Below are 26019 nucleotides of genomic sequence, written 5' to 3' on the forward strand. Positions count from 1 at the left end.
ATGCACCGCAGAACCTTCCTGAAAACGGGCGCCGGCATCGCCGCGACCGGCACGCTGGCCAGCCCTGCGCTCGCCTCGGGCAAGATCCACTGGAAACTGCCCACCGCCTTTCCCAAGATGGCCCCCGCCGTCGGCACCAATGCCACCAATTTCGCCGCGCGCGTGGCCGCGATGTCGGATGGCCGGCTGAGCTTCACCGTCTATGGCGCGGGCGAGCTGGTGCCGGCCTTCGGTGTCGAGGATGCGGTGCAGGCCGGAAACGCCCCGGTCGGGCATGGGCCAACCTATTACGCCGCGGGCAAGAACCCCGCCCTGCACTGGTTCACCGGCGTGCCCTTCGGCATGACCTCGGTCGAGCACATGGCCTGGCTGCGCTGGGGCGGCGGCCAGGAGGTCTGGGACGAGATCTATGCCGAGCGCAATCTCAAGCCGCTCTATTCCGGCAATTCGAACACCCAGTCGGCCGGATGGTTCAAGAAACCGATCGAAAGCGTCGAGGACCTCAAGGGGCTGAACATGCGCATCGCCGGGCTCGGCGGCGAGGTGTTCCGCAAGCTCGGCGTCAATTCGGTGCTGATGCCGCCGGCCGAGATCTTCCAGGCGCTGCAATCGGGCGCCATCGACGCCGCCGAATGGGTCTCGCCGCATCTCGACCAGGCGTTCGGGCTGCAGAAGATCACCGATATCTGCTATCTGCCCGCCTTCACCGAGCCCGGCGCGGGGCTGTCCATTGTCTTCAACCAGGACGCCTGGGACGAGCTGCCGGCCGACCTGCAGGCGATCTGCGAGGCCGCGGCGCTGGCCGCCGCCTATGAGGTGCAGGGCCAGTTCGACCATTTCAACGCCAAATCGCTGGCCGAGCTCAAGGCGCAGGGCGTGCGCTTCCTCAACTTCCCCGAAGATGTCATCACCGCCCAGCGCGATGCCTGGAACGAGGTGCAGGATGCGCTTGCCGCCGAACATCCCGACGTGGCCAAGGTGCGCGCCAGCTACGACCCGGCCCTGGCCGAGGCCCGCGACTATGCCAAGGCGATGACCCTGCCGCTTCTGGCCGGGCGCAGCTGAGCCTGTCGCCTCCCCCGGGAAACCACAAGGGCCGCCCTGCCGGGGCGGCCCTTTTCCGTCTGTCCCGAGCGGCCTATTCGGCAGCGATCGCGGTCTGGCTGTCATCGCTCCAGCGCGCCAGCACCTCGGCGCAATCGGGGTCGCGGCTGGCCAGCGCCAGGGTCGCGTCCAGCATCCCCGACTTGGACCCGCAATCGTAGCGCACCCCGTCGAAACCGAAGCCCGCAAGCCCCAGCCGCGCCGCATCGCGGGCAATCGCATCGGTCAGCTGGATCTCGTCATTGGCGCCCGGGCCCTGACTGGCCAGAGTGTCGAAGATCGCCGCATCGAGAATGTAGCGCCCGACCACCGCCTTCATCGAGGGCGCCTCGGCCGCGGCGGGCTTCTCGACCATGCCGCGCGCGCGGGTGATCCGGCCCTCCTGCCCGGTCGGATCGAGCACGCCATAGCGCGACACGGTCTCGGGCGTCACATCCATCGCGGCGACCATATGCCCGGCCCCGGCGCGCCCATAGGCCTCGACCATCTGCGCCAGACAGCCCGGCTCGGACAGGATCAGATCGTCGGGCAGCAGCACCGCCACCGGCCCCGGCAAAACATGGGAGCGGGCACAAAGCACGGCATGGCCGAGCCCGCGCTGCTCGTGCTGCATCACGAATTCGACCTCGTGCTCGTCCTCGTCCAGCGCCGCCGCCGCAAGCTCGGCCGCCAGCCGCGCCTTGCCGCGGGCACGCAGCGTCTCTATCAGCCCGGCATCGGCCCGCACATGGCGTTCGATGGCGGTTTTCGACGGGTGACTGACGAAGACCATGCGTTCGACCCCGGCCGCGCGCGCCTCGTCGATGGCGAACTGGATCAGCGGGGTATCGATGACCGGAAGCAGTTCCTTCGGCGTCGCCTTGGTCGCGGGAAGAAAGCGGGTTCCGAGCCCTGCGACGGGAAAGATGGCGGTCCGCACGGGCGAAGGGATCATGTGAAACTCCTGAAATAACAGAATGCACCTGCAGCATAACGGAGCATGGGCGCAAAAAGTTTCAGCCGATGCCGCTTTTCTGCTCGGCGCTCCGGCAAAACTCCGCCTCCCGGCCCCGCCCCTCTCGTCACAAGCCTGCCGTCACACGCCTGAAATCGGCGCATGGCCGGAAAGACACCGCACGCGGAAACGCAGCTGGGACAGCGGGACCGGCCCCCTGCCGGGGCCGCAGATCGGGGCGGCGGATCAGTCCGAACGGGCGATCTCGCGCCCGCCCAGCTCGGACAGCACGCGGCGGAAGGCCTGCCCCGCCGGAGTGGGCCGCAGGTGATCGTCGACGAGATTGATCTTCGGCACCGCGCCCTTCCAAGGATAGGGATTGGCGGCGAACCAGGCATGGCGCTCGACGAAGGGCAGCCCGTCCATCATCCGGACCGCGCCTTCGAGAAATGCCGCGCTGGCGGCATAGCTTCCTACGCCCGGGCGGTCCCAGTCCACCAGCGCGAATTCGGTCACCCAGATCGGGCGACGATAGGCGCGATGCACCGCCTGCAGCCAGCGCCGGAATGCCGCCACATCGCCGTCGGTCGAATAGTAATGCACCGCCATGAAGTCGATCCGGTAGCCGCGCCGGTCCGCCTCGGTCATGAAGCGGCGCTGCCAGGAGCCGGGGCCGAGCGTTCCGTCCCTGGTGACGGCCGGGCTGCCGATCCGGAGCCCCCGCCCCTTCGCCTCGACCTGCGGCCAGAGCGCGAGCGCGCGCGCGACGCTCAATCCGCCTTGATGGGCGCCGTGACCGTCGGGTTCGTTGAAGGCCAGCAGCGCCCGCACCGGGCGATCCGACCGGATTGCCGCCGCAAGATCGCGCTCGGAATGGATCATCGGCACGAATTCGACGCTGCGCGAGACCGGCCTCCCGGTCCAGAGCTGGTCGGTCCGCCATGTGTAATACCAGCCCAGAGCGGGATGATCCTCGATCCAGCGGATCGTGGTATAGCGGCTGTTCTCCCAGGCACCGATGCCGGCTTTCTGGGCCAGAGCCGGAGCCGTCAGGGACAAAAGCCAGACGGCAAGGAAAAACATGGTTTTTCCAGGCATTGTCAGTCCTCTCGCAGGAAGCGACCCTCGCGTTCCTTTTTGCAGGAAGCGATCCCTCGCCAAGCGACCCCTCGCTTTGCCCGGAAGCCTAGTTCCGAGGCGGGCAGAAAATGTGGCGGAAGGCGTGCTTCATTAGGGAATTCGAAGGACATTTGGTTCTGCCTTGCGAAACGGTGATCGCAGGCACGCCGGCATCGTCTTCGGAACACGTCATGATCGGCGGCCACAGGGGCAGGAATGCCCCACGCCTAGCCGATCCGCCCGCCACAATTCGGCGGCTACAATTCAGCGGCTCGGGCATCCCCGATCCGGCCGCCGGAGCGGTTGGCTCTGGATAAGAGCAAAGAGAGGTCTATGCTGAGGGCTGCGTTGCCAAGGCCCCGATACATCCAGATGACCGCCCCCTCGCCCACCGAGCCCGATCTGTCCGCGCAGGATCTCTCCGAGCTGATCGCCTGCCCGCAATGCGACGCGGTCTACCGGGCGGTCCAGCCCGCGCCCCGGGCACGCGCGGTCTGCGCGCGCTGCCATACCGTGCTGATCGCGCCTCAGCGCCAGGCCGGGCAGCGGCTGATCGCGGTCGCCCTGACGGTGGTGGTGCTGATCTGCGCCGCGACCCTGACGCCCTTCCTCGAGGTCGAGGCGGGCGGCATGAGCAACGCCACCTCGGTCCTCGACGCGGCGCTTGCCTTCGCCGGGCGCCCGATGCTGCTGGTGCTGACGCTGGCGGTGGCGGCGCTGATCGTCTTCGTGCCGGTGCTGAGGGCGCTTCTGATCCTCTACGTGCTCACGCCCATCGTGTTCGACCGCCCGCCCGCCCGGCATGCCCGCGCCGCCTTCCGGCTGTCCGAGACCCTGCGGCCCTGGTCCATGGCCGAGGTCTTCGCCATCGGCTGCGCGGTCGCACTGGTCAAGATCTCGGACCTCGCGCATGTCGCCTTCGGCCCCGCCTTCTGGATGTTCTCGGCCCTTGTCATCCTGATCGTGGTACAGGACACCTTCATGTGCAGGTATTCGGTATGGAGATCTCTGGACAGGTGAGAACCGCGCGCGACATGGGCCTGGTGGCCTGCACCCGCTGCACCCGGATCTGGCCCGCAGGGACCCGGCACTGCGCGCGCTGCGGCCAGAAGCTGAGCCAGCGCTCGCCGCTCTCGCTGCAGCGGGTCTGGGCCTGGTGGTGCCTCGGGCTGATCGCCTATGTGCCCGCCAACATCTACCCGATGCTCGAGACCCGGACCCTGGTCACGACCCAGGACAACACCATCATCGGCGGCGCGGTCGAGATCGCCCGTCACGGCAACTGGGGCATCGCCGCCGTGATCCTGACCGCCTCGGTCCTGATCCCGATCGGCAAGTTCCTCGCCGTTGCCGGGCTGGCGCTCGGCATCACCCGCGGCAGCCGCCTCAGCCGGGTCCGGCGCCAGCAGCTTTACGAGGTGGTCGAATATATCGGCCGCTGGTCGATGATCGACGTCTTCGTCGTCGCCATCCTGTCCTCGCTGGTCCAGCTCGGTGCGGTGGTGTCGATCAGCCCCGGCACCGCAAGCCTGTTCTTCGCCGTCTCGGTCATCGCAACCATGCTGTCGGCCCAAAGCTTCGACAGCCGCCTGCTTTGGGACAAGACCGATCCTCCTCCTGCCCCCCGGAGCCATATGGCATGACCGATCTGCCCCCCGAAGCCCCGGTCGAACCGGCCAGCCGCGGCCTGCTCGACCGCATTTCCATCGTCTGGGTGATCCCGGCCGCGGCGCTGACCATCGCCCTGGGCGTGGCCTGGCACAGCTATGTCGAGCGCGGCCCGCTGCTGGAACTGACCTTCGAGACCGCCTCGGGCATCAAGGCGGGCGAGACCGAGCTGCATTACCGCGACGTGACCGTGGGCCTGGTCGAGAAGGTGGGCTTCACCGACAATCTCGGCGAGGTGCTGGTCTCGGTCCGGCTCGACAAGGCGGTCGCGCCCTATGTCGACCGCGACGCCGACTTCTGGGTGGTCCAGCCCGAGGTCAGCGCCCGCGGCGTGACCGGATTGTCGACCGTGCTGTCGGGGGTTTTCATCCAGGGCATCTGGGACGACACGCCCGACGGCTTCGTCGAACGCCACCGCGGCAAGAGCGCAGCACCCCTCAACCGCGAAGGCCGCCCCGGCCTCAGGCTGAGGCTGCGCGCCGCCAGCGATGCCGGTCTGACCGAAGAGGCGCCGATCCTCTATCGCGGGATCGAGGTCGGACGGATCGGCAAGGCCGAGGTCAGTCGGGACGGCTCGACCGTCGAGGCCGATGCCATCGTCTTCGCGCCCCATGACCGGCTGATCTCGAGCTCGACCCGGTTCTGGGACAGTTCGGGCTTTTCCTTCTCGCTCGGCCCCGGCGGCGCCCGGGTCGATTTCTCGTCGGTGGCGGCGCTGCTGTCGGGCGGGGTCACCTTCCAGAGCGTGGTCTCGGGCGGCAAGCGGGTCGAGCCCGATACCCGCTTCGAGGTCTATCCCGACGAATCCACCGCGCGCGCCAGCGTCTTCGCCGCCAAGGACGGCCCCGCGCTGACGCTGACCGCCTATTTCGCCGAGAATGTCGAGGGGCTGTCGATCGACGCGCCGGTCATGCTGGGCGGTCTCCGGATCGGCCGCGTCACCGCGTTGAACGGCACCGTCGATGCCGACCGCTTCGGCGACGACCGGGTGCGGCTGGCGGCGACGCTGGCGATCCAGCCCGCAAGGCTCGGGCTCGAGGCGCCCGCAAGCACCGAGGACGCGCTCGATTATCTCGCCGGACGGGTGCGCGATGGGCTGCGGGCACGGCTCGCGACCGCCTCGATCCTGACCCGCAGGCTCAAGGTCGAACTGATCGAGACCGCCGGGACCGCACCGGCCGAGCTCGATCGCGATGCCGACCCGAACCCGGTGATCCCGACCACGGCCAGCGACATTTCCGATGTCTCGGCCACCGCCGAGGGGCTCTACAACCGGATCAACGACCTGCCCATCGAGGATCTGATGCAAAGCGCCATCGACGCGCTGAACAGCGTCAGCACGCTGGCCGGCAGCGACGAGATCCGCGCCGTGCCGGGCGAGGTCCGGGCGCTGCTGGGCGAGGCCCGCGGCATTGTCGGCTCGGACGAGATGCAGGCCCTGCCCGGTCGGATCGATGGCACCGTCGCCGCCATCGAGACGCTGGCCCGGCAGCTGGCCGAGGCCGATGCCGCGAGCCGCCTGACCGCCGCGCTCGACGCCGCCGCCGGGGCCGCGGAGACCATCGATACCGCCGCGGCCGGGCTGCCCGATCTGGTCGCGCGGCTGAATGCGGTGGCCGATCAGGCCGCGACACTGCCGCTGGACGAGCTGGCGGGGCGGATCTCGGCCCTGCTCGACAGCACCGACCGGCTGATCGACACCGATCAGGCCCGCGACCTGCCGACCGACCTCTCCGCCGCGCTGCGCGAACTGGCGGCGATGCTGGCCGAGCTGCGCGAGGGCGGGGTCGTCGGCAATGCCAATGCGACCCTCGCCTCGGCGCGCTCGGCGGCCGATGACATCTCGACCGCCGCGCGCGACCTGCCCGACCTGCTGGCACGGGCCCAGGCCGTGCTGGGTCAGGCCTCGAGCACCATCGAGGGCTACGACGCCTCGCGCGGGATGGGCCGCGAGATCGACACCGCGCTGCGCGAGATCCAGCGCGCGGCCCAGGCCGTGACCGCGCTGTCGCGGGCCCTGGAACGCAACCCCAACTCGATCCTGTTCGGACGCTGACATGAAACATCGCCTGCTTCCTGCCGCCCTCGTTCCGCTTGCCCTGGCGCTGACCGCCTGCAGCGGCAGCCCCGAGCGCTATACCGTGCCCGACGCGGCCGTCGACGGCCCGCGCCTGCCCGTCGCCTGGCGCAGCGTCGCGATCCGCGACGTGTCGCTGCCGACCTATGCCGCCTCCGAGGAGATCTACAGTCGCAGCGCCAGCGGCGCGCTGACCTCGTCCTCGGCCGTGCTCTGGGCCGACGATCCGAGCCGGGCCATCACCCGGGATCTGGCGCGCCTGCTGGCCCGGATGACCGGCGCCCAGGTCGCGGCCGAGCCCTGGCCCTTCTTCGACCGCGCCCAGGCCACGCTCGAGGTGCGGGTGGCCGACATGCTGGCCGAAAGCGACGGCACCTTCCGCCTGACCGGGCAGTTCTTCGTCGCGCCCGATGCGGGCGGGCGGAACCGCGCCGTGCCCTTCGCGATCTCGGCCCCGATCGCAGCCCCCGCCGGACCGGCCGAGATCGCCGCCGCCCGGGGCGTCGCGCTGCGCGAGCTGGCCACCCGGATCGCCAGAACCGGCCTGCGCTGAATGCCGCGCCCGATTGCACCCGCCTCCGGGCGGCGCTAGCCTCCCTCCGCCATATCCCCCAAGGAGCCCGACATGCCCGATACCGCCCCTGCCAGCTGGGAAGCCCGCGCCGAATCGTCCAATTTCTACGGCTTTACCGACCTGCCCTCGGTCAAGGCGCGCGGCACGGTGGTGATCACCCATGGCGAGGGGCCCTATGTCATCGACACCAATGGCCGCCGCTATCTGGACGGCAATTCGGGCCTCTGGAACATGGTCGCGGGGTTCGACCATGCCGGGCTGACCGCAGCCGCCAAGGCGCAATATGACCGCTTCCCGGGCTATCACGCCTTCTTCGGCCGGATGTCGGACCAGACCGTGATGCTGAGCGAGAAACTGATCGAGGTCTCGCCCTATCAGCGCGGGCGGGTCTTCTACACCAATTCGGGTTCCGAGGCGAATGACACGCTGGTCAAGATGCTGTGGTTCCTGGCCCGTGCCGAGGACCAGCCCCGGCGCCGCAAGATCCTGACACGCAAGAACGCCTATCACGGCGTGACCGCGGTGTCGGCCTCGATGACCGGCAAGCCCTATAACGAGCTCTTCGGCCTGCCGCTGCCCGATTTCATCCACCTGACCTGCCCGCATTACTGGCGCGAGGGCCGGCCCGGCGAGACCGAGGCAGAGTTCACCGCCCGCATGGCCGCCGAGCTGGAAGAGGTGATCGCCTGCGAAGGCGCCGAAACCATCGCCGGGTTCTTCGCCGAACCCGTCATGGGCGCAGGCGGCGCGATCCCGCCCTCCGCGGGCTATTTCCAGGCGATCCAGCCGATCCTGAAGAAACACGGCATCCCGCTGATCTCGGACGAGGTGATCTGCGGCTTCGGGCGCACCGGCCATGTCTGGGGCTGCGAGACCTATGATTTCATCCCCGATGCCATCATCTCGTCCAAGGCGCTGACGGCAGGCTATTTCCCGATGGGCGCGGTGATCCTCGGCCCCGATCTGGCCGACCGGCTGCACAGGGCCTCCGAGGCGGTCGAGGAATTCCCGCACGGCTTCACCGCCTCGGGCCATCCGGTCGGCTGCGCCATCGCGCTGAAGGCCATCGACGTGATCCTGAACGAGGGGCTCCTGGAAAACGTCCGCCGCCTGACGCCGCTGTTCGAAGAGGGCATGAACCGGCTGGCCGAGAACCCCAATATCGGCGAGTTTCGCGGCAAGGGTCTGATGGGCGCGCTGGAAGCCGTCGCCGACAAGCCCACCAAGACCCCCTTCCCCTCGACCCTTTCCGTCAGCGAGCGGATCGCCAATACCTGCACCGATCACGGGCTGATCTGCCGGCCGCTGGGCCAGTCCATCGTGCTGTGCCCGCCCTTCATCCTGACCGAGGGCCAGATGGACGAGATGTTCACGAAGCTGGAGGCCGCGCTGGGCGAGGTTTTTGCCGGGCTCGGGGCGGAGGCGTGAGCACCGCCACCCCCGCGACCCAGGCGCTGAAACGCGCGGGCGTCGCGTTCCGCCCCATCGAATACGACTATGTCGCCGGGCAGGACCGGATCGGGCTGCACGCGGCCGAAGCCATCGGCGCCGAGCCGGGCCGGGTGCTCAAGACCCTGATGGTCGAGATCGACGGCAAGCCCGCATGCGCGGTGATCCCGTCGGACCGCACGCTGTCGATGAAGAAGGTGGCCGCGGCCTTCGGCGCCAAATCGGCGCAGATGATGCCGCCCGACAAGGCCGAACGGCTGACCGGCTTTCATACCGGCGGCATCAGCCCCTTCGGTCAGAAGCGCCGCGCGCCGCTGGCCTTCGAGGCAGGCGCGCTGAATGTGCCCGAAATCGTGCTGAACGGCGGCCGCCGCGGGCTGATGGTGGCGCTGGCCCCGGCCGATGCGCTGGCTGTCGCCGGGGCGCAGGCGGCAGATCTCTGCGCCGAACGGGGCTGAAGGGGGCGCGGCACCGCTGCGGATTGACCCGGACCGCGAAGCCGTCAGGATGGAGGGGCCCCGAAACGCGCGCGCAAGAGGACCCGACGATGCCGATCTACAATTACCGCTGCACCGCCTGTGAGGCCGAATTCGAGCTTCTGCGCAGCCTCAGCGACGACAGCACCCCGGCCTGCCCCGATTGCGGCAGCCCCGAGGTCAAACGCCTGCTGTCGCGCATCGCCGCTTCGGGCGAAAGCGCAAAGCTCCTGAAGGGGGCTCGAAGCCTCGCCAGGAAGGAAGGCCATTTCAGCAATTACTCGAAAAGCGAGCGCAAGAAGAGCGGCGTCTGACCGCCCGCCCGGGCTCCCGACTGCTGCTCAGTCCTTTTCCCGGCGCCGCTTCTCGCGGAACTCGATCCCGAAGATCGCGCTCTGCGCCGCCAGAAAGCCGAAGAAGACCGCCGCCGCGATCGAGCTCACGGTATGGACCGGGCCCGCCGTGAGATAGCCCCAGTCGGTCATGAGAAGGGTGACCAGCGTCACCGCGATGCCCACGCCCCAGGCGATCCGCCCTGTCGAAGGCTGTTTGCTGTCCTTGTCCATGCGCCGGAAAGTGGCACCGCGCGCGGGTACAGGCAAGCGCGGCTTGGGGTCGCGCCCATGCGCCCGTCCCCGGGCAAAGCTCAGCGCGATGCCTTCTCGGCGATCCCGCTGACGCCCTCGCGCCGCGCCAGCTCGGCCGCGACATCGGCCAGGCTCACGTCGCGGGCCGCCAGCATCACCAGCAGGTGATAGACCACATCCGCCGCCTCGGCGGTCAGCCGGGCACGGTCGCCCCGGACCGCCTCGATGATCGCCTCGACCGCCTCCTCGCCGAATTTCTCGGCGCATTTCTCGGGCCCCTTCGAGAACAATTTGGCAGTCCAGGACGTGTCGGGATCGGCGCCCTTGCGCGCCTCGACGGTGGTGGCAAGGCGCGCCAGCGCCTCGAGCTCGGGTCCGGTCATGTCAGCCTCACGGGGATGCCGGCGGCGGCCATATGGGCCTTGGCCTCGCCGATGGTGAATTCGCCGAAATGGAAGATCGAAGCGGCCAGAACCGCGCTGGCCCCGCCTTCGGTGACCCCTTCGACCAGATGATCGAGCGTGCCGACCCCGCCCGAAGCGATCACCGGCACATCCACCGCATCGGAAATCGCGCGGGTCAGCGGCAGGTTGAAGCCCGCCCGCGTCCCGTCCCGGTCCATGCTGGTCAGCAGGATCTCGCCCGCGCCCTTGGCGACCACGGTCCTTGCGAAGTCGACCGCGTCGATGCCGGTGGGCTTGCGCCCGCCATGGGTGAAGATCTCCCACTTGCCGGGGCTCACGGTCTTGGCGTCGATGGCGACCACGATGCACTGGCTGCCGAACTGGTCTGCCGCCTGATGCACCACGTCGGGGTCGGCCACCGCCGCCGAATTGAAGCTGACCTTGTCGGCCCCCGCCAGCAGCAGCGCCCGCACATCCTCGGCCGTCCGCACCCCGCCACCGACGGTCAGCGGCATGAAACACTGCTCGGCCGTCCGGCGCACGACATCGAACATGGTACCGCGATTCTCGTGGGTGGCATGGATGTCGAGGAAACAGAGCTCGTCCGCCCCGGCCGCGTCATAGGCCTTGGCGGCCTCGACCGGATCGCCCGCATCGACGAGATTGACAAAATTGACCCCCTTGACCACGCGCCCCTCGGCCACGTCGAGACAGGGGATGATACGGATCTTCAGCATGGCGGCTCCTTTCGCGCCCTCATACCCCGCCGCCGCACCGGTGGAAAGCGTCCCGGGCGGGGCTCTGCCCCGCACCCCGGGGTATTTTCGCCAAGAAGAAGGAACAGGAGCATCTTCTTCTTGGCAGAAATACCCCGGGGGGGGAGTCCGAAGGACGGGGGGCAGCGCCCCCCTCGCCTCAGCCTTTCAGCGCAGCCAATGCTCCGGCGAGGTCGATCGCGCCGTCGTAAAGCGCCCGTCCCGAAATCGCCCCCGAGATCGCCCCCGTCGCCCGAAGCGCCATGAGATCGGCCAATGACGAGACGCCGCCCGAGGCGATCACCGGGATCGAGACCGCGCGGGCCAGCGCCTCGGTCGCGGCCACGTTCGGCCCCGCCATTGCGCCGTCGCGGTCGATATCGGTGTAGATGATAGCCGAGACCCCGGCATCCTCGAAGGATTTTGCCAGATCCGTCGCCATCACGTCCGTTTCCTCGGCCCAGCCCTTGGTCGCGACCCGGCCGTTGCGGGCGTCGATCCCGACCGCGATCCGGCCCGGAAACGCCCGCGCGGCCTCGCGCACGAGGTCCGGGTTCTCGACCGCCACGGTGCCGAGGATCACCCGGGCAAGCCCCCTGCCGAGCCACATCTCGATGGTCGCCATGTCGCGGATGCCGCCGCCCAGCTGGGCCGGAACCTCGACCGCGGCGAGGATCGCCTCGACCGCATCGGCATTGACCGGCGCGCCCGCGAAGGCCCCGTTCAGATCGACCAGATGCAGCCAGTCGCAGCCCGCCTTCTGAAAGGCCAGCGCCTGCGCGGCAGGGTCCTCGCCGAAGACCGTGGCCTTGTCCATGTCGCCTCTCAGCAACCGCACGCAGCGGCCGTCCTTCAGGTCGATGGCGGGATAGAGGATCATGGGCATTGTCCTTCTGCGGCTCCGGGCCCCGGTTCTGTGGCAGGAACGCCCGAAGATTGCAACGGCACGCCACGCAGTGCGCCCGCATCACATCGCCCTTGCCGGAACGCGGCCACCCTGCCAGATTCGCTCCATATGCTTTGGGAGGAGCACGATGCGCATCGCAATCCCGATCGCGGCCCTGACGCTGGCCGCCACCGCCGCCCTTGCGGACCCGGTCGAAGGGGTCTGGCAGACCCCGCTCGACGATACCGGCCATTTCGGCCATATCCGGATCGCGCCCTGCGGGGCCTCGCTTTGCGGCACGCTGATCCGCGCCTATGACAGCAAGGGCCGCCAGATCGAAACCGACACCATCGGGCGGCAGATCGTCTGGGACATGAAACCCCAGGGCGGGGGCCGCTACGGCAAGGGCAAGGTCTGGGCCCCCGACCGCGACAAGACCTACAATTCCAAGATGGCGCTCGAGGGCGATGTCCTGTCGGTCTCGGGCTGCGTCATCGGCATCTGCCGCGATGGCGGGCGCTGGAAGCGGGTCAAATAGCCACCGCGCCCGGCCCGGCTCAGTGCCGGATCTCGACGGTCTGGCGCAGGGCGCCGGTCGCGGCATCGTAGATCAGGATCCGATCGTCGCGGGTGACGATCGCCACCCAGTCGCGGCCGCGCGTCACCGCCTCGGCCTCGGCCCCGTCGGGCAGCGTCAGCGCCGGGGGCAGCGGCAATGTCTCGTCCTGCCCCGGCATCCGGATGACAAAGAGCGCGACGATCACTAGAAAGCCGCCAATCATGGTCACCATCAAAAGGGTGACCAGCATCCGCAGCAATTTGAGATCGGGGGGCAGTGCCTCCGGTTCGGGTTTGTCATCCATGTCCACGCCGCTCTCCTCGCCTCGCCGCCTTGCCGTCATCATCGGCCCGGCCCCGCCCGGCCGCCTTGATAAGGCGCTTGCCCGCGATGTGCCAGAGCAGGCCGGGCTGACCCGCTCGCGGCTGGCCAAGCTGATCGCCGCGGGCGCGGTGCGGCGCGGCGGCGCGGCCCTGACCGATGCGCGGGCGAAGGTGGCCGAGGGCGAGCGGCTCGAGATCGAGCTGGCCGAGCCCGCCGAGATCGCCACGCTGGCCGAGGACATCCCGCTGAACGTGGTCTACGAGGACGACGCGCTGATCGTGATCGACAAGCCTGCGGGGCTTGTCGTCCATCCGGCGCCGGGCAGCCCCTCGGGCACGCTGGTCAACGCGCTGCTGGCCCATTGCGGCGACAGCCTCGCGGGCATCGGCGGCGAGCGGCGGCCGGGCATCGTCCACCGGATCGACAAGGATACCAGCGGCCTTCTGGTCGCGGCCAAGACCGACAAGGCCCATGCCGCCCTCGCCGCGCAATTCGCGGCCCATACCGTCGAGCGGCAATACAGCGCCATCGTGCATGGCCTGCCCGACGCCTCGGACCCGCGCCTGAGGGGCGTCGCGGGGGCGAGTTTCGAGCCCGGCGGGGTGCTGCGCATCGCGACCCGGATCGGGCGCCACCGCACCGACCGTCAGCGCCAGGCGGTGCTGGCCGCGGGCGGGCGCCATGCGGTGACCCGGGTCCGGGTGGTCACCCCCTTCGGCACGCCCCCGGCGGCGGCGCTGGTGTCCTGCTGGCTGGAAACCGGCCGCACCCACCAGATCCGGGTGCACATGACCCATGCCGGGCATGCGCTGATCGGCGATCCGGTCTATGGCGGGCGGCGGCGGCTGTCGGAAAAGGCAATGGGCCGCGACGCGGCCGCCGCCGCGGCCGCCTTCCCGCGCCAGGCGCTGCATGCCGCGACCCTGGGCTTCGTCCATCCCGAGACCGGCGAGACCCTGCGCTTTGCCGCGCCGCTGCCCGCCGACATGGCGGAGCTGATGCGCAGGCTCGGAAGCTGACCCGTTGCCGCACAGATGCGTGAGCGGATGTAGCATTGACCTTTTTTCGACGGATTTCCGCACATCGTCCGTGCCATGATAGAGGGCAGCGGCGCTTGAACCGAACGGTTCGATCATTACGTGCCTAGGAAAGATGCAGGAGCAACAGGGACCAGAATGAGCAACTATGCCAACCTTCCCGCCCCGTCCCCGGAACAGGGCCTGAACCGGTACCTGCAGGAGATCCGCAAATTCCCGCTGCTGGAGCCGGAAGAGGAATACATGCTGGCCAAGAGCTGGGTCGATCACCACGACACGGAGGCGGCGCATCGGCTGGTGACCTCGCATCTGCGGCTCGCGGCCAAGATCGCCATGGGCTATCGCGGCTACGGCCTGCCCCAGGCCGAGGTGATCTCGGAGGCCAATGTCGGCCTGATGCAGGCGGTCAAGCGCTTCGACCCGGAAAAGGGCTTCCGGCTTGCGACCTATGCGATGTGGTGGATCCGCGCCGCGATCCAGGAATACATCCTGCGGTCCTGGAGCCTCGTGAAGCTGGGCACGACCTCGGCCCAGAAGAAGCTGTTCTTCAACCTCCGCAAGGCCAAGGCCCGGATCGGGGCGCTGGAAGACGGCGACCTGAGGCCCGAGAACGTGCAGAGGATCGCCCATGACCTGAACGTCACCGAGACCGAGGTCATCGCCATGAACCGGCGCCTCTCGGGCGGCGACGCCTCGCTGAACGCGATGGTCGGCAGCGATGGCGACACCACCACCGAATGGCAGGACTGGCTCGAGGACGAGGATGCCAACCAGGCCGAGGCCTATGCCGAGAAGGACGAGCTGGACAGCCGCCGCGCGCTTCTGACCGAGGCGATGGATGTGCTGAACGACCGCGAGAAGGACATCCTGATGCAGCGCCGGCTTCAGGAACAGCCGGTGACGCTGGAAGATCTGTCGACGGTCTACAATGTCAGCCGCGAGCGGATCAGGCAGATCGAGGTTCGGGCCTTCGAGAAGCTGCAAAAGCGGATGAAGGAACTCGCCAGCCAGAAAGGTCTGCTCGCCCAGGCCTGACACGGCCTGACAGGGTCCGACACGGCCTGCCCCGGTCTGACATGAGCCGGACCGGAGCGGGCCGGAAGCGCCTAAAATTCGTCTCATTTGTTCAGAAAAAACGCCCCATTCCACAACTATCGCGGGCGCAGTCGGGCTGCCTGCCCCGTGTATCTGGTGTGTGGAAATGGTTTCGGGCATTCAACGTGACCTCGACCGGCTCGCCGAGGCGGCAACGAGGGCGGATATTGACAGCTTCGAGGCGATTTCGGCCGAATTGCGAAACAGGGCTGTGGCCGATGGGGGGCTGCAGCCAGACCTCCTACGTGAAATTGCCGCAGAAAGATGTCGGCTCACCGAAGGTCCGGCCTTCCGGGATCTGAATGCCAGGCTCCGGGCCGCCCATGCGGCGGCCGAGCGCTGCGGCGACACCGGGCGCCTGCAGACCCTGTCCGCAGCCCTGCGCCGCCAGAACGCGATCCTGCTGGCCGCGCTCCGAACGCCCGAGGCGCGGCACGAGCTGCTGCCCGGCCCCGCTCAGGCGCTGTTCGACGCCATCGCCACCGGCAACCTCGCGCGGCTCGGCGCGGCCCTGCGCGGCACCGATCCCAATGCCCGTCACGGCAGCCGCGGCGAGACCGCGCTTGGCCGGGCGCTGTCGGTCGAACACCGCTCGCCCGCGGTGCTGCGCCAGCTGATCACCGCCGGCGCCGACCCGAATGCGGGCTCTGCCGGTGGCCACGCGCCGTTGCACGAACTTGGCGTCTATCCCCGCCCCTGGGAGCCGCCGGAGATCACGGCCAAGCTGGCGCGGCTGCTTGTCGAGGCCGGGGCCCGGATCGAGGCCGAAACCGGGGCCTATCGCTGGACCCCGCTGCATCGCGCCGTGCTGGAAGGCTCGCCGCCGGTGCTGGAGGCATTGCTGGCGCTTGGCGCCGATCCGAACCGCCCCTTCGACGAGCGCTCCGAGCCCTGGTTCACGCCGGGCCGCCTGCCGCTGCAGATCGCCGCGGCCGACCATGCCATGGTCGATTGCCTGCTCCGTCACGGGGCCGCCCCCCAGGCGCTGGATGCCCGGGGTGTGGGCGTCCTGCCCTATCTCGAAAGCCAGCTCGGCCACCATCTCGCCTTTGACGGGCTGGGCGAGCTCTACCGGGGCGAAGTCGAGATCGCGATGCGCACGATCCGGAACTGGCCGCCCCGGTCCTGACCGCAAACAGCGGCAGCGCAGCCCACCCGGCTCAGGGCATCAGCGCCAGCCAGACCCAGACCGTCAGGATCGAGCCCAGCGTCGCGAACAGCACCGCCGAAGCCGCGACCCGGCGCGCAGCGCCATACATGTTGGCGAAGATATAGGCATTGACCCCCGGCGCCATCGCCGCCGTCAGCACCGCCGAGCGGAACTGTCCGGTCGACAGGCCCAGCATCGTGCCCATGCCCCAGACCACCGCCGGATGCAGCACCAGCGACACGGCGCAGGCGAACAGAACGGTGCGCAGATCGCCCTCGGGGCGGTAGCGGGCCAGCACCCCGCCCAGCCCGAACAGCGCGGCCGGCAGCGCCGCCTTCACCATCAGATCGACCGCGTTCTGAACCACCAGCGGCACCGGTATGCCGCCCAGATTGACCGCCAGCCCCAGCGCGATGCCGATCACCAGCGCGTTGCGGAACATCGCCCGGAAGATCGCGCCCGAGGTCCGCACCAGCCCCGCGCCGCGATTGCGCACGATCTCCATCGCGGTCAGCCCGACGCCGTAGCAGATCGGCGAATGCACGGCGATGATGGCATAGTTCGGGGTCAGCGCCTCGACGCCGAAGGCACGTTCGGTGATCGGGATGCCAAGCAGGACCGAATTCGAGAACAGCCCGATGAAGCCGATCGCGACGCTGTCCTCCCAGGTCCGCCGGAACATGAGCCGCGCGCCCAGAAGCCCCGCCGCAAAGCCCGTAAGCGCCCCGGTATAAAAGCTCAGAAGCAGCCGCCAGTCGAAATTCTGCCCCAGATCGAGCGTCGAGACCGCGCGGAACAACAGGCAGGGAATGGCGAAATGCTGGGTGAACTTCATCAGCCCGTCGACGCCGGCATCGGAAAACAGCCCGCGCCAGACGGCGACATAGCCGAAACCGAGCACCAGAAAGACCGGAAGGATGACCTCGATCAGCGCTTCCATCAATCGGCCAGGCGCAGCACCATGCCGTCATAGGCAGGGGTCACGCTGTCCGGGGTCTCGGCCTCGAGCCGGTCATAGTCGAGATCGATATGCATGTTGGTCAGCACCGCGCGCCAGGGCCCAGCGCGCTCGATATAGCCAAGCGCGGTCTCGAGGTTCAGATGGGTCGGATGGGGCTCATAGCGCAGCGCATCCAGCACCAGGATCTCGAGCCCCTCCAGCATCGGCCAGCTTTCCTCGTAAAGCTCGGCCACGTCGGGCAGATAGGCCAGGCCCTTGATCCGGAAGCCCAGCGCGTCGATGGCGCCGTGACGGGCGCGGAACGGCATCAGCGTGACCGGCCCCCCTGCCCCCAGAACGGTGACCGGCCCGTCGATCGGGTGCAGATCGAGGATCGGCGGATAGGGCGAGCCCTCGGGCTGGATGAAGGCATAGCCGAAGCGCGCGATCAGCGCCTCCTGGGTCGGCCCGTCGGCCCAGACCGGCAGTCGCCTGCGCATGTTGAAGACGATCTGGCGCAGGTCGTCGATGCCATGGACATGATCGGCATGGGCATGGGTGTAGACCACCGCGTCGATCTCGCCCACGCCCGCCTGCAGCAGCTGCGCGCGCAGATCGGGCGAGGTGTCGATCAGCACCCGGGTGACGCCCGCCGCGGTCTCGCGCTCGACCAGCATCGAGCAGCGCTGGCGGCGGTTCTTCGGATTGTCGGGATTGCAGGCGCCCCAATGCCCGCCCAGCCGCGGCACACCGCCCGACGAGCCGCAGCCCAGGATGGTGAAGCGCAGCTCGGCGCTCACGCCGCGTCCCGCCAGCCGGCGGCCTTGGCGAAGAGCCGGTCGAAATTGGCCTGGGTCCGGGCCGCGAATTCGGCAGGCTCGAGCCCGAAGACCTCGGCCCCGACCCGCGCGGTATGGGCGGCAAAGGCGGGCTCGTTGCGTTTGCCGCGATGGGGCGGCGGCGCCAGATAGGGAGAGTCGGTCTCGACCAGGATCCGCTCGAGCGGCGCTGCCGCGAAGATCTCGCGGATCTCGGCCGATTTGGGGAAGGTGGCGATGCCCGACATCGACAGGTAGAAGCCCAGATCGAGCGTGGCGCGGGCCAGTTCCGGCGACGAGCTGAAACAATGCATCACGCAGGAATAGGCGCCGTTGCGGTATTCCTCGGCGAGGATCCGCGCCATGTCGTCATCGGCGGCCCGCGAATGGATGATCAGGGGCAGCCCGGCCTCGCGCGCGGCGGCGATATGGATCCGCAGGCTCTGCTTCTGCACCTGGGCCGAGTCGGCACTGTAGTGATAGTCGAGCCCGGTCTCGCCGATACCGACGAATTTGGGATGTTTCGTCAGCGCCAGCAGCTCGTCGAGGGTGGCCATCGGCTCTTCGGCCGCGCTCATCGGATGGGTGCCGGCGGCGTAGAAGACGGGCGCGTAACGCTCGGCGATCTCGCGCACCTGCGGCTCCTGCCTCAGGCGGGTGCAGATCGTCACCATCCGGGTGACGCCCGCGGCCTCGGCCCGGGCCACCACCTGGTCCAGTTCATTCGCGAAGTCGGGGAAGTCGAGGTGACAGTGGCTGTCGGTGATTTGGGGGGTCTCGGTGTCGCTCATCTCGCCTCAGGCGGCCAGTCGGCCGGCGGTCTCGTCCAGTCTGAGAACGGTATCGAGGATGAGGGAAGCGGGGTCAAGGTTCACCGCCCGGCCCTGGCGGGCGCGCGCGATCAGGTCCTGCGCGGCTTCGGCCCAGAGCCGGGCGGCGGCGGCATCGGGGGCCAGCCGGGTCAGAAGCGCCGCCTCGCCCGCGGCCGCCTCTGGCGGCGGGTTGCCGGTGGCGCCGGTCCGGGCCAGCCGGGCCAGCGCCAGTTCGATCAGCCTCAGGACCAGATCGAAACGCCCCTCCGCGCCCCGGCCCGCCGTGCTTTCGGCAAATTTCAGCAGCCGCATCCGGTCGAGCCGGGGATGCCCCGCCAGAAGCGCCACCAGATCGGCGTAAAGCGCAAGACCGTCATTCCGGGCCAGCCGGATCGCCTCGCCCACCGAGCCGCCCGACAGTTCGGCCAGCGCCGCGCCCTGACTGTCATCCTGCCCCGCCTGCGCCAGCGCCTCTGCCATCTCGGCAGGCCCGAGCGGCCCCAGCCGAAGCTCGCGGCAGCGCGACCGGATCGTCGGCAGAAGCCGTGCGGGCGAATGGCTGACAAGCAGCAGCGTCGTATTCGCGGGCGGCTCTTCCAGCAGCTTCAGCAGCGCATTGGCCGCGCTCGCATTCATCTCGTCGGCGGTGTCGACGATCACCACCCGCCGTCCGCCCTCGGCCGAGGACAGCGCGAAAAAGGATTTCAGCCGCCGCACATCGTCGACCCGGATCTCGGCCGAGAGCGCGTTGCCCTTGTCATTGGGCCCCCGCCGAAGCACGAAAAGCCCGGGCTCGGATTGTGCCGCCATCCGCCGCGCGACCGGGTGATCGGCCGGAACCGCAAGGCTGTCAGGCGCGGGCGCGGCCCCGAAAAGCCCCGCCCCCTCTGCCGCCGCGGGCCGGGTCAGCAGAAAGCGCGCGACCGACCAGGCCAGCGTCGCCTTGCCCACCCCGCGCGGCCCCGTGATCAGCCAGCCGTGATGCATCCGACCGCCGGTGAAGGCGTCGAGAAAGGCGGCCTCGGCGGCGCCCTGCCCGATCAGGCGGACCGTGTCGCGCGGATGCGGCGCGCCCTCGATCCGGTCGGGCTCGGGAAGCTCGGTCCCGCTCATGCCAGCGCCTCGTCAGCCAGCCGGGCGATGTCGCGAGCGACCTCTTCGGGCGCGCGATCGGCCGCGACCACCCGGCAGCGACCGGGAAACTCGGCCGCGAGATCCAGGAAGCCCTGGCGGCCGCGGGCCTGCAGCGCCTCGCCGAAATCCTCGAACCGTTCCTCGGAGCCGTTGCGCCCCCTGGCGCGCGCAAGCCCGGTCGCGGGGGCCATGTCGAGGATGAAGGTCAGGTCGGGCTCGCAGCCGATCATCAGCTCGTGCAGCCGGTCGACCGTGGCGCGCAGATCGCCCCGGGTGATGCCCTGATAGATCCGGGTGGAATCGGCGAAGCGGTCGCAGATCACCACCGCGCCGCGACCGAGCGCGGGACGGACCGTCCGTTCCAGATGGTCGCGCCGGGCCGCCGTGAACAGCAGAAGCTCGGTCTCGGGCGACCAGCGGTCGGGGTCACCCTCGAGCACCAGCCGCCGGATCTGTTCCGCCCCCGGGCTGCCGCCGGGCTCGCGCGTCAGAACGACCTCGCGTCCCTGGCCGCGCAACCGCTCGGCCAGCAGGCGCGCCTGGGTCGATTTGCCCGAGCCGTCGATGCCCTCGAAGCTGATGAACCGCGCCGACCTGTCCATGTCAGAGGTCGGCGGCCTTCTCTTCGGCCCAGCGCAGAATCACCTCGGTCGCGGTCCGCAGCCGCGGCACGAAGCCCCCCCGCGCCACGGCGCGCTCGGCCACCAGCGGCACCCTCAGCGGTTCCATGTCGGGGCGCTGGATCACCAGTTCGCCCAGCTCCTGGCCGGCCTCGATCGGCGCCAACACCGGGTCGTGGTAATGCACCTCGGCCTCGACCGTGTCGCGCACGATGGCGGGCAGCAGCACTTCCAGATCGTCGCGCGCGACCAGGCCGACCTTCTCGATCTCGCCCATCCAGACATCGGTCTCGGCCAGCCGCTCGCCCCGGCGCAGGACGTCGCGCTGGACGAACTGCCGGAATGCCCAGTTAATGATCCGCTCGCCTTCCTCGGCGCGCTGCTCGGCGCTGTCCAGCCCCGAGACCACGAAGGTCACCCGCCGCCCGTTCTGAAGCGCCGAGCCCACGAGGCCGTAGCCCGCCTCCTGGGTATGGCCGGTCTTCAGCCCGTCGGCGCCGATCCCGAGCTTCAGAAGCGGGTTGCGGTTGAACCGGTTCTGCGGCGCGCGGCCGTCATAGTCGTATTCCTGCTCGCCGAAGAAGCCATAATATTCGGGAAACTCGTCGATCAGCCGCATCGCCAGAATGCCCAGATCATGCATGCTCATGCGCTGGTTCGGATGCGGCCAGCCGCTGGCATTGGCGAAGGTCGAGTTGGTCATGCCCAGCACCTGGGCCCGCTCGGTCATCAGCCGCGCGAAGGCCTCTTCGGTGCCCGCCAGCCCCTCGGCCACCACCACGCAGGCATCGTTGCCCGACTGCACGATGATGCCCTGGATCAGGTCCTCGACGGTCGGCCGGTCGCGCTCGTTGAGAAACATCGTCGAGCCGCCCATCGCCATCGCCCTGGACGAGACCGAGAACTGGGTCTCGAGCGTCACCCGGCCGTCGCGCAGCGCCTCGAACAGCATGTTCAGCGTCATCAGCTTGGACATCGAGGCCGGCGGCACCGGCTGATCGGCATTCTTCGACAAGAGCACGGTGCCGGTCGACTGGTCGACGACATAGGCAGCGCCCGCCCGGGTCTCGAAATTGGCCTGGGCCGGCGCGGCAAGCGCCAGCAGGGAAAGGGCCCCGGCAAGGGCGGACAGGAAGGTCGGTCGCATGGTCACCTCTCGCATTGGGTCCGGCGTCGCGGGGACGGCTCAGCGGTTGACGGCATAGGCATCGTCATAGCCCAGCCCGCGCACCGCCTCGATCAGCACCGCCCGGTCGGCTTCGGTCTTAGCGGGACCGGCGACGACGCGCCAGAGCCCCTGCCCGCCCGGATCCGGCGCGCGGATTTCGGCCGAGAGCCCGGCCTTGTCCAGCCGCGCGGCGGTCGCCTCCGCCCGGTCGGCGCTGTCAAGCGTGGCCACCTGCACGAAACGGCCACCCGCATCCGCCTCGGCGGGCACTGCCTTCCGGCCTCCCGCCTCCGGAGCCGGCACCCGCCGGAGCGCGGTGACGGAGATCTCGGTCGGCTGCCCGGCCAGCAGCCCGATCCGGGCCGCGGCCTCCGAGGACACCTGAAGCCGCGGCCCCGGATTTTCGCGTTCGCGCCGGAACAGCGCCCCCGTGACCGACTGGCCGGTTTCGGAATTTCGGATCAGCACCCGTTCGGGATCGGCCGCATCGGGATGCGCGACCCAGATCCCGCCCAGCGAGGGCCGCCCGTCCCAGAGCCCGGCCTCCTCGACATGGAAGACCTCGGGCGCCTCGGCCTCCTCGCCTTCGGCCGCCGCCGCGGCGGAAGATTCGGCTCGGACAGGCATGGTTTCGGTGTCGTCTTTCTTGAAAAGCCCGAAACCGGCGCCCTGGCAGGCGGACAAACCGCCCGCCACGCCCAGAAGGAGCACCACCCGCGCGATCCGGTAAGCTTGCATGCCTTGCCCCTCTTTCGCGCATGTTCGCCATGCTGCGTCGTCTTCGCGCCCCCGCGCGCCGGGCAGGCAGGCCCGCGCCTCGGGACGATGTCGCAAAGCATAGCCGCAGAGCGCCCGCAAGGAAAGGCGCGCCCGCCCCCGCGTCGCGTTTTCACCGAAGCTCCCCGCGCATAGAAGGCAGTTGTCGCCCCGGGGCCGAGCGGGTAAGTCTGACCTGCATTGTCCGGATCTCCGGCCGCCTCCCCGGGAGCCCGGTCGGAAGCCGCCGCAGACAGATGCAGACACATAAGGATGAGTGGCCGAGCGGTCTAAGGCACTGGTCTTGAAAACCAGCGAACCGAAAGGTTCCGTGGGTTCGAATCCCACCTCATCCGCCATTTAACCTCGCGTTGTGAACTTATCTTCCCTTTCATTTCAGCAATTTACCTCACACACATGAGTGACGCCGCGTTCTGGCGCCTTGTTTTGCTACACAATTTGCCCCACATTCTTCTCTCATTTGGTGCGCTAGACGAGGACTGTGCATGGCGGTGATATTGCGTGGCGCGACATGGAGTTTGCGCAAGCGCGTGCCTGCCCGCTATGGTCAGGGTGGTTCGTTGGCCGATCGCCTCGCGCCGATCTCGTTTTGAGGCCCGCGCCGGTCCGGGCAAGCAGCGCACGGGCCCGCGCCTGCGCCCCGTTGGCAAGATCTTCCTCTTCCTGACGGATCTCTTCTTCCAAACGTTCGAAAAGCGGAGCATAGACAGGGTCATCGATCACCAAATGTGCCACGACCTGCAGTGCCGCACGGAGCCGGGCAAGTTCCTGGTCGGAACTCCAGGCCGAGGGCCCGTCTGTGCGTGGATCAATGCTCATGTCTCGGGGCAGGAAATCTCGGGGTTGGTTCGGGAGCGGCGTTCAAGGACCCGGCGCAGGTGTTTCCGGGAAAGGCGTGCGTTCGGGATCGTGAGGTGAGGCGAGGCCCAGGAAGCTTTGCGCCTCGCCTCCCGGAACGATCTCCGTGAGCGGCAGGAGCTGCTCCACTTTTCCATCTGTCAGTTTCAGCGCGCTGAGCAGGATCTCGGTCTCTTCGGGCAAGATCAGCGTGTCGGGGTTCAGGGGCATGGGGAAGGCCTTTCAGTGGCATGGGGAAGGCCTTTCAGTGGGTCGATACATGCGCGCAATGAATCCTCCTTACCGCTTTGTGCAACAAGCCCGCCCGTCGCGAGCCAGGTCATGTCCTTCTCGACCCAGAGCAGCGGCGATCCCCGCTTGCGCAGCGACGCGTTGTAGCTGAACCAGTTCGTCGTGCGATAGCTGGCGGGAGATGGTTTGCTCATGCGGTCCGTGTAACCACCTGGATTCGCGCAGTAAATCCTCAGACGTTAGAACTCTGCAACAACGCCGATCCGCGGCAGCATGTGCAGGCAAGCATCGGAAACACTCCGCGCAAAGGATGTGCAGTCTTCTGTTTTAGATGCGATGATGTCATCGGTCGCACCATGAACACCTGAATAGATCAACAACGCCACTATTTTCGGTTGGTTCGGCGCCCAGACACCAGCCAACCTGCCTCCTTCTATGATTTCCAGCAACTGATCCAATATTGCGCTCTTCGCTTGGTTGGCGCGGTCATGATGGTGGTGAGCCGTGTAAACGATATCGTGTATGCGGTATGTCTTTACATAGGTTTCGATGTTGGCATGAATCCATACGCGAAGCCGTTCCTCCCAATCATCCGGGGAGCAGCCATCAATAGCCTCCTGTACAGACTTCAAGAAATGTTCTGTGTAGCGTTTCGCCAAAGCCTCCAAAATTTCATTTTTGGATGAAAAGTAATGGTAGAATGTACCCTTGGCTACGTTGGCGGATTCGACAATTTCGTTTACCGTCGTTGCCTCGACCCCTTGCGACAGAAACAGCTTTTCTGCCGCCGACATCAGTTCATCCAGCCTAACTTCAGCGGGTTTGGTTCTGGGCGAACCGGAAATTTCGGATGTTCTTTTTTGGGGCTTGTATCTCATATGCCCTTGCTTCTCCAAACAGGTAGCCTAACGTTTATCCGTCTCCGTATAGCTCGATAGATAACACTATTTGTTCCTGCAAGTCTCACCTGCATGGCCCGCCCCCTGAAAAGTAGTCCTCCCTGAAGGAGCCCCCCTGAACAATGTGATCACGCCGCCGCGAGGGCGCGTCTGTGATCATCTGGCCGGGCGGCTTGAGCCCGGATCATGGTGAGCAACAGAAGCAAGAGAGCCCTGAGATGGGCGAGGATCTTGCGGATGTTGTGTGTCCACTTAACCTGGACACCTCCGAGAACCATCGAGATTGGCGGGGAAGAGGCCTGACAGGAGCCTCGTGCGCCCGCTATCGCGGTTTGTTCAGATGGGGGGTGGCGGTTTTCGGCGCTCTTCGGGCTCAGGCGGCCGCACTTCGGCTGAGCAGCCCCCGCAATCGGCCCATGTTGTAGGCCATGTTGGCCAAGGTGATCGTCGCCCAGGCGCGAGCGAAGCCGATGGTGCGCATGAAAAGACCCATCCGATCCTTCTGGTGCCCGAAGACATACTCGACCTTCGAGCGGACGGCCGACTTGTGGCCGTTCGCCCTCGACTTCCGTTTCGACATGGGGCGGCCTCGGGGCTTCTTGCGATGGATCTCGCTCTTCATGCCGTTGGCGGCGAGCCAGGCTTCGTTCTCGGCCGACCTATAGGCGGTATCCGCCCAGCCCCGGCGCCCGGTGTTGGCCTTCTGGATCAGTCCCTCGCGCAGTCGGGTTCCGTCATGCTGAGCTGCGTCCGTCACGATCTGACGGCGGATGATCCCGTTCTGCCGGTCGATGGAGATATGGCTATTGTAGCCGAAGGCCGGGATCGCGAGGTCGACCGGCTTACTGCCGTCCGCACGGACCTTCGCCTTGGAATACTTGACGGTCCAACGCGCATCCGTGTCCTTCTGCGCCGTCTTCGCAGGCTTGTCCGGCCAGATCTCTTGCGCGGTCCTACCCGCCTTGATGGCCGCCTTCTCACCATCCGAATTGCGCTGGCGCGGCGCCGCGATGAGGCTGGCATCATTCGCCATTGTGCTCGAACCAATGGCGCATCAATGGCTCATTCTGCCCGGCCCGGGGAATGATCCCCGACTGGTTGATCGCACGATCGAGGTCCTGCAACAGCTCGTCGAGCGCATCGGCCTTGATCAGCGCCTCGCATTCGCCGGGAAAACAGCGCCCCACGCTGTTTTCCGATCCGGCTCATTCCCAGAGCGTGTTCGCATCGGGCACGGTATCGGCGATGCCCAGACCGCAGAACCGCATCCAGCTCAACCGGTCCCGAACCATGCGCTCGGTCGCATTCAGGCTCAGCAGCACCAGCATCCGGAATTTCAGCACCACGTCCAGCGAGGGGCGGCCGCCTTTCGGGCGACGAGGGCTGCCGGCGGCGCGCTCCAGGATTGGTCGAAAACGTTCGAAATCCACCGTGGCGCTCAGGGTCTCGGGCGGGTCACCTCTCGCCGAGATCTCCGCCAGCCGGTCATCGACGCTCCAGAACCCCGCCTGCGTCGCCATGATCCCCTCCACACGACACGACACGACACGACACGACACGACAC

General features: G+C 68.0%; 28 protein-coding genes, 1 tRNA gene and 2 pseudogenes. 13 read left to right on the top strand and 18 right to left on the bottom strand.

Annotated features, from left to right (window positions below; genetic code table 11):
* On the top strand, positions 1–1065 hold the full coding sequence (locus tag A6W98_RS15660; RefSeq protein ID WP_042465256.1) for a TRAP transporter substrate-binding protein: 1065 nt from the start codon (positions 1–3) through the stop codon (positions 1063–1065).
* Between the two features lie 73 nt (positions 1066–1138).
* Here the strand turns inward: A6W98_RS15660 and A6W98_RS15665 are convergent, their stop codons facing one another.
* The gene (locus tag A6W98_RS15665) at positions 1139–2038 is read right to left on the bottom strand and encodes a UTP--glucose-1-phosphate uridylyltransferase (RefSeq protein ID WP_042463011.1); all 900 of its coding nucleotides are present in this window, start codon (positions 2036–2038) and stop codon (positions 1139–1141) included.
* 246 nt (positions 2039–2284) lie between these two features.
* On the bottom strand, positions 2285–3121 hold the full coding sequence (locus A6W98_RS15670) for a glycosyl hydrolase (protein WP_052678093.1): 837 nt from the start codon (positions 3119–3121) through the stop codon (positions 2285–2287).
* Positions 3122–3529: 408 nt separating this feature from the next.
* Here A6W98_RS15670 and A6W98_RS15675 point away from each other — a divergent pair, with 408 nt between their 5' ends.
* The 7 genes from A6W98_RS15675 to A6W98_RS15705 all read left to right on the top strand — a co-directional run bounded on the left by A6W98_RS15675 (position 3530) and on the right by A6W98_RS15705 (position 9715).
* Positions 3530–4177: a paraquat-inducible protein A gene (locus A6W98_RS15675; RefSeq protein ID WP_042463015.1), complete on the top strand. Its 648-nt coding sequence runs from the start codon at positions 3530–3532 to the stop codon at positions 4175–4177.
* Between the two features lie 14 nt (positions 4178–4191).
* On the top strand, positions 4192–4800 hold the full coding sequence (locus tag A6W98_RS15680; protein ID WP_042465259.1) for a paraquat-inducible protein A: 609 nt from the start codon (positions 4192–4194) through the stop codon (positions 4798–4800).
* Positions 4797–6881: an MlaD family protein gene (locus tag A6W98_RS15685; RefSeq protein ID WP_042463017.1), complete on the top strand. Its 2085-nt coding sequence runs from the start codon at positions 4797–4799 to the stop codon at positions 6879–6881. Before A6W98_RS15680 ends, A6W98_RS15685 begins: the two co-directional genes overlap by 4 nt.
* 1 nt (position 6882) lies before the next feature.
* A complete protein-coding gene (locus A6W98_RS15690; protein ID WP_042463019.1) occupies positions 6883–7455 on the top strand; it encodes a PqiC family protein in 573 nt (190 codons plus the stop codon).
* Between the two features lie 72 nt (positions 7456–7527).
* Positions 7528–8904: an aminotransferase gene (locus A6W98_RS15695; RefSeq protein ID WP_042463022.1), complete on the top strand. Its 1377-nt coding sequence runs from the start codon at positions 7528–7530 to the stop codon at positions 8902–8904.
* Positions 8901–9383 (top strand): aminoacyl-tRNA deacylase, encoded by a 483-nt coding sequence (locus tag A6W98_RS15700; protein ID WP_042463024.1) that lies wholly within the window; start codon positions 8901–8903, stop codon positions 9381–9383. Before A6W98_RS15695 ends, A6W98_RS15700 begins: the two co-directional genes overlap by 4 nt.
* A gap of 89 nt (positions 9384–9472) precedes the next feature.
* Entirely contained in the window at positions 9473–9715 is a 243-nt protein-coding gene (locus A6W98_RS15705) for an FmdB family zinc ribbon protein (RefSeq protein WP_042463026.1), read from the top strand.
* A gap of 27 nt (positions 9716–9742) precedes the next feature.
* Here the strand turns inward: A6W98_RS15705 and A6W98_RS15710 are convergent, their stop codons facing one another.
* The 4 genes from A6W98_RS15710 to hisA all read right to left on the bottom strand — a co-directional run bounded on the left by A6W98_RS15710 (position 9743) and on the right by hisA (position 12027).
* On the bottom strand, positions 9743–9967 hold the full coding sequence (locus tag A6W98_RS15710; RefSeq protein WP_042463027.1) for a hypothetical protein: 225 nt from the start codon (positions 9965–9967) through the stop codon (positions 9743–9745).
* Between the two features lie 80 nt (positions 9968–10047).
* Positions 10048–10371 carry a phosphoribosyl-ATP diphosphatase gene (locus A6W98_RS15715; protein WP_042463029.1) on the bottom strand — a complete coding sequence of 108 codons (324 nt, stop codon included), beginning with the start codon at positions 10369–10371 and terminating at the stop codon, positions 10048–10050.
* Positions 10368–11129, bottom strand: coding sequence for an imidazole glycerol phosphate synthase subunit HisF (gene hisF / locus A6W98_RS15720; protein WP_042463031.1), 762 nt, complete (start codon positions 11127–11129; stop codon positions 10368–10370). The genes A6W98_RS15715 and hisF overlap by 4 nt, the downstream gene beginning before the upstream one ends.
* 178 nt (positions 11130–11307) lie before the next feature.
* Positions 11308–12027, bottom strand: a complete 720-nt coding sequence (hisA, locus tag A6W98_RS15725) for a 1-(5-phosphoribosyl)-5-[(5-phosphoribosylamino)methylideneamino]imidazole-4-carboxamide isomerase (RefSeq protein ID WP_042463033.1) — start codon at positions 12025–12027, stop codon at positions 11308–11310.
* A 154-nt stretch (positions 12028–12181) separates the two neighbouring features.
* On the opposite strand from hisA, the gene A6W98_RS15730 reads away from it, so the two are divergent.
* Positions 12182–12571 (top strand): DUF2147 domain-containing protein, encoded by a 390-nt coding sequence (locus A6W98_RS15730; RefSeq protein ID WP_042463036.1) that lies wholly within the window; start codon positions 12182–12184, stop codon positions 12569–12571.
* A gap of 19 nt (positions 12572–12590) precedes the next feature.
* Here the strand turns inward: A6W98_RS15730 and A6W98_RS15735 are convergent, their stop codons facing one another.
* Positions 12591–12896: a DUF6476 family protein gene (locus A6W98_RS15735; RefSeq protein WP_042463039.1), complete on the bottom strand. Its 306-nt coding sequence runs from the start codon at positions 12894–12896 to the stop codon at positions 12591–12593.
* Between A6W98_RS15735 and A6W98_RS15740 the strand changes: the two genes are divergently transcribed.
* The 3 genes from A6W98_RS15740 (at position 12895) to A6W98_RS15750 (ending at position 16177) form a co-directional block, all read left to right on the top strand.
* Complete coding sequence (locus tag A6W98_RS15740) at positions 12895–13935, top strand: RluA family pseudouridine synthase (protein ID WP_042463040.1); 1041 nt, start codon at positions 12895–12897, stop codon at positions 13933–13935. The two genes, A6W98_RS15735 and A6W98_RS15740, sit on opposite strands and share 2 nt — an antisense overlap.
* 156 nt (positions 13936–14091) lie before the next feature.
* Complete coding sequence (rpoH, locus tag A6W98_RS15745) at positions 14092–14988, top strand: RNA polymerase sigma factor RpoH (protein WP_042463042.1); 897 nt, start codon at positions 14092–14094, stop codon at positions 14986–14988.
* Positions 14989–15154: 166 nt separating this feature from the next.
* Positions 15155–16177, top strand: a complete 1023-nt coding sequence (locus A6W98_RS15750) for an ankyrin repeat domain-containing protein (RefSeq protein ID WP_042463045.1) — start codon at positions 15155–15157, stop codon at positions 16175–16177.
* A gap of 31 nt (positions 16178–16208) precedes the next feature.
* On the opposite strand, the gene A6W98_RS15755 is transcribed toward A6W98_RS15750, so the two are convergent.
* The 7 genes from A6W98_RS15755 to A6W98_RS15785 are packed head-to-tail and all read right to left on the bottom strand — an operon-like array spanning position 16209 to position 22428.
* Complete coding sequence (locus tag A6W98_RS15755; RefSeq protein ID WP_042463047.1) at positions 16209–17138, bottom strand: AEC family transporter; 930 nt, start codon at positions 17136–17138, stop codon at positions 16209–16211.
* Complete coding sequence (locus A6W98_RS15760; RefSeq protein WP_042463048.1) at positions 17138–17938, bottom strand: MBL fold metallo-hydrolase; 801 nt, start codon at positions 17936–17938, stop codon at positions 17138–17140. Before A6W98_RS15760 ends, A6W98_RS15755 begins: the two co-directional genes overlap by 1 nt.
* Positions 17935–18747, bottom strand: a complete 813-nt coding sequence (locus A6W98_RS15765) for a TatD family hydrolase (RefSeq protein WP_042463051.1) — start codon at positions 18745–18747, stop codon at positions 17935–17937. The genes A6W98_RS15760 and A6W98_RS15765 overlap by 4 nt, the downstream gene beginning before the upstream one ends.
* A 6-nt stretch (positions 18748–18753) precedes the next feature.
* A complete protein-coding gene (locus A6W98_RS15770) occupies positions 18754–19881 on the bottom strand; it encodes a DNA polymerase III subunit delta' (RefSeq protein ID WP_042463053.1) in 1128 nt (375 codons plus the stop codon).
* Positions 19878–20504: a dTMP kinase gene (gene tmk, locus A6W98_RS15775; RefSeq protein ID WP_042463056.1), complete on the bottom strand. Its 627-nt coding sequence runs from the start codon at positions 20502–20504 to the stop codon at positions 19878–19880. Before tmk ends, A6W98_RS15770 begins: the two co-directional genes overlap by 4 nt.
* 1 nt (position 20505) lies before the next feature.
* Positions 20506–21669 carry a D-alanyl-D-alanine carboxypeptidase family protein gene (locus tag A6W98_RS15780; RefSeq protein ID WP_168161835.1) on the bottom strand — a complete coding sequence of 388 codons (1164 nt, stop codon included), beginning with the start codon at positions 21667–21669 and terminating at the stop codon, positions 20506–20508.
* Positions 21670–21708: 39 nt separating this feature from the next.
* A complete protein-coding gene (locus A6W98_RS15785; RefSeq protein ID WP_042463058.1) occupies positions 21709–22428 on the bottom strand; it encodes an SPOR domain-containing protein in 720 nt (239 codons plus the stop codon).
* A gap of 289 nt (positions 22429–22717) precedes the next feature.
* Between A6W98_RS15785 and A6W98_RS15790 the strand changes: the two genes are divergently transcribed.
* Positions 22718–22805 (top strand) — tRNA-Ser (locus tag A6W98_RS15790).
* Positions 22806–23328: 523 nt separating this feature from the next.
* Here the strand turns inward: A6W98_RS15790 and A6W98_RS21230 are convergent.
* The 4 genes and pseudogenes from A6W98_RS21230 to A6W98_RS15805 all read right to left on the bottom strand — a co-directional run bounded on the left by A6W98_RS21230 (position 23329) and on the right by A6W98_RS15805 (position 25975).
* Entirely contained in the window at positions 23329–23535 is a 207-nt protein-coding gene (locus A6W98_RS21230; RefSeq protein WP_042463060.1) for a hypothetical protein, read from the bottom strand.
* Positions 23536–23633: 98 nt separating this feature from the next.
* A pseudogene (locus A6W98_RS21235) lies at positions 23634–23750 on the bottom strand (IS5/IS1182 family transposase); the annotation flags it as partial.
* Positions 23751–23795: 45 nt separating this feature from the next.
* A complete protein-coding gene (locus tag A6W98_RS15800) occupies positions 23796–24434 on the bottom strand; it encodes a TetR/AcrR family transcriptional regulator (RefSeq protein WP_063491336.1) in 639 nt (212 codons plus the stop codon).
* A 394-nt stretch (positions 24435–24828) separates the two neighbouring features.
* A pseudogene (locus tag A6W98_RS15805) lies at positions 24829–25975 on the bottom strand (transposase).
* Positions 25976–26019: the final 44 nt, after the last annotated feature.

This window comes from Rhodovulum sulfidophilum DSM 1374 (assembly GCF_001633165.1).
GTDB lineage: Bacteria > Pseudomonadota > Alphaproteobacteria > Rhodobacterales > Rhodobacteraceae > Rhodovulum > Rhodovulum sulfidophilum.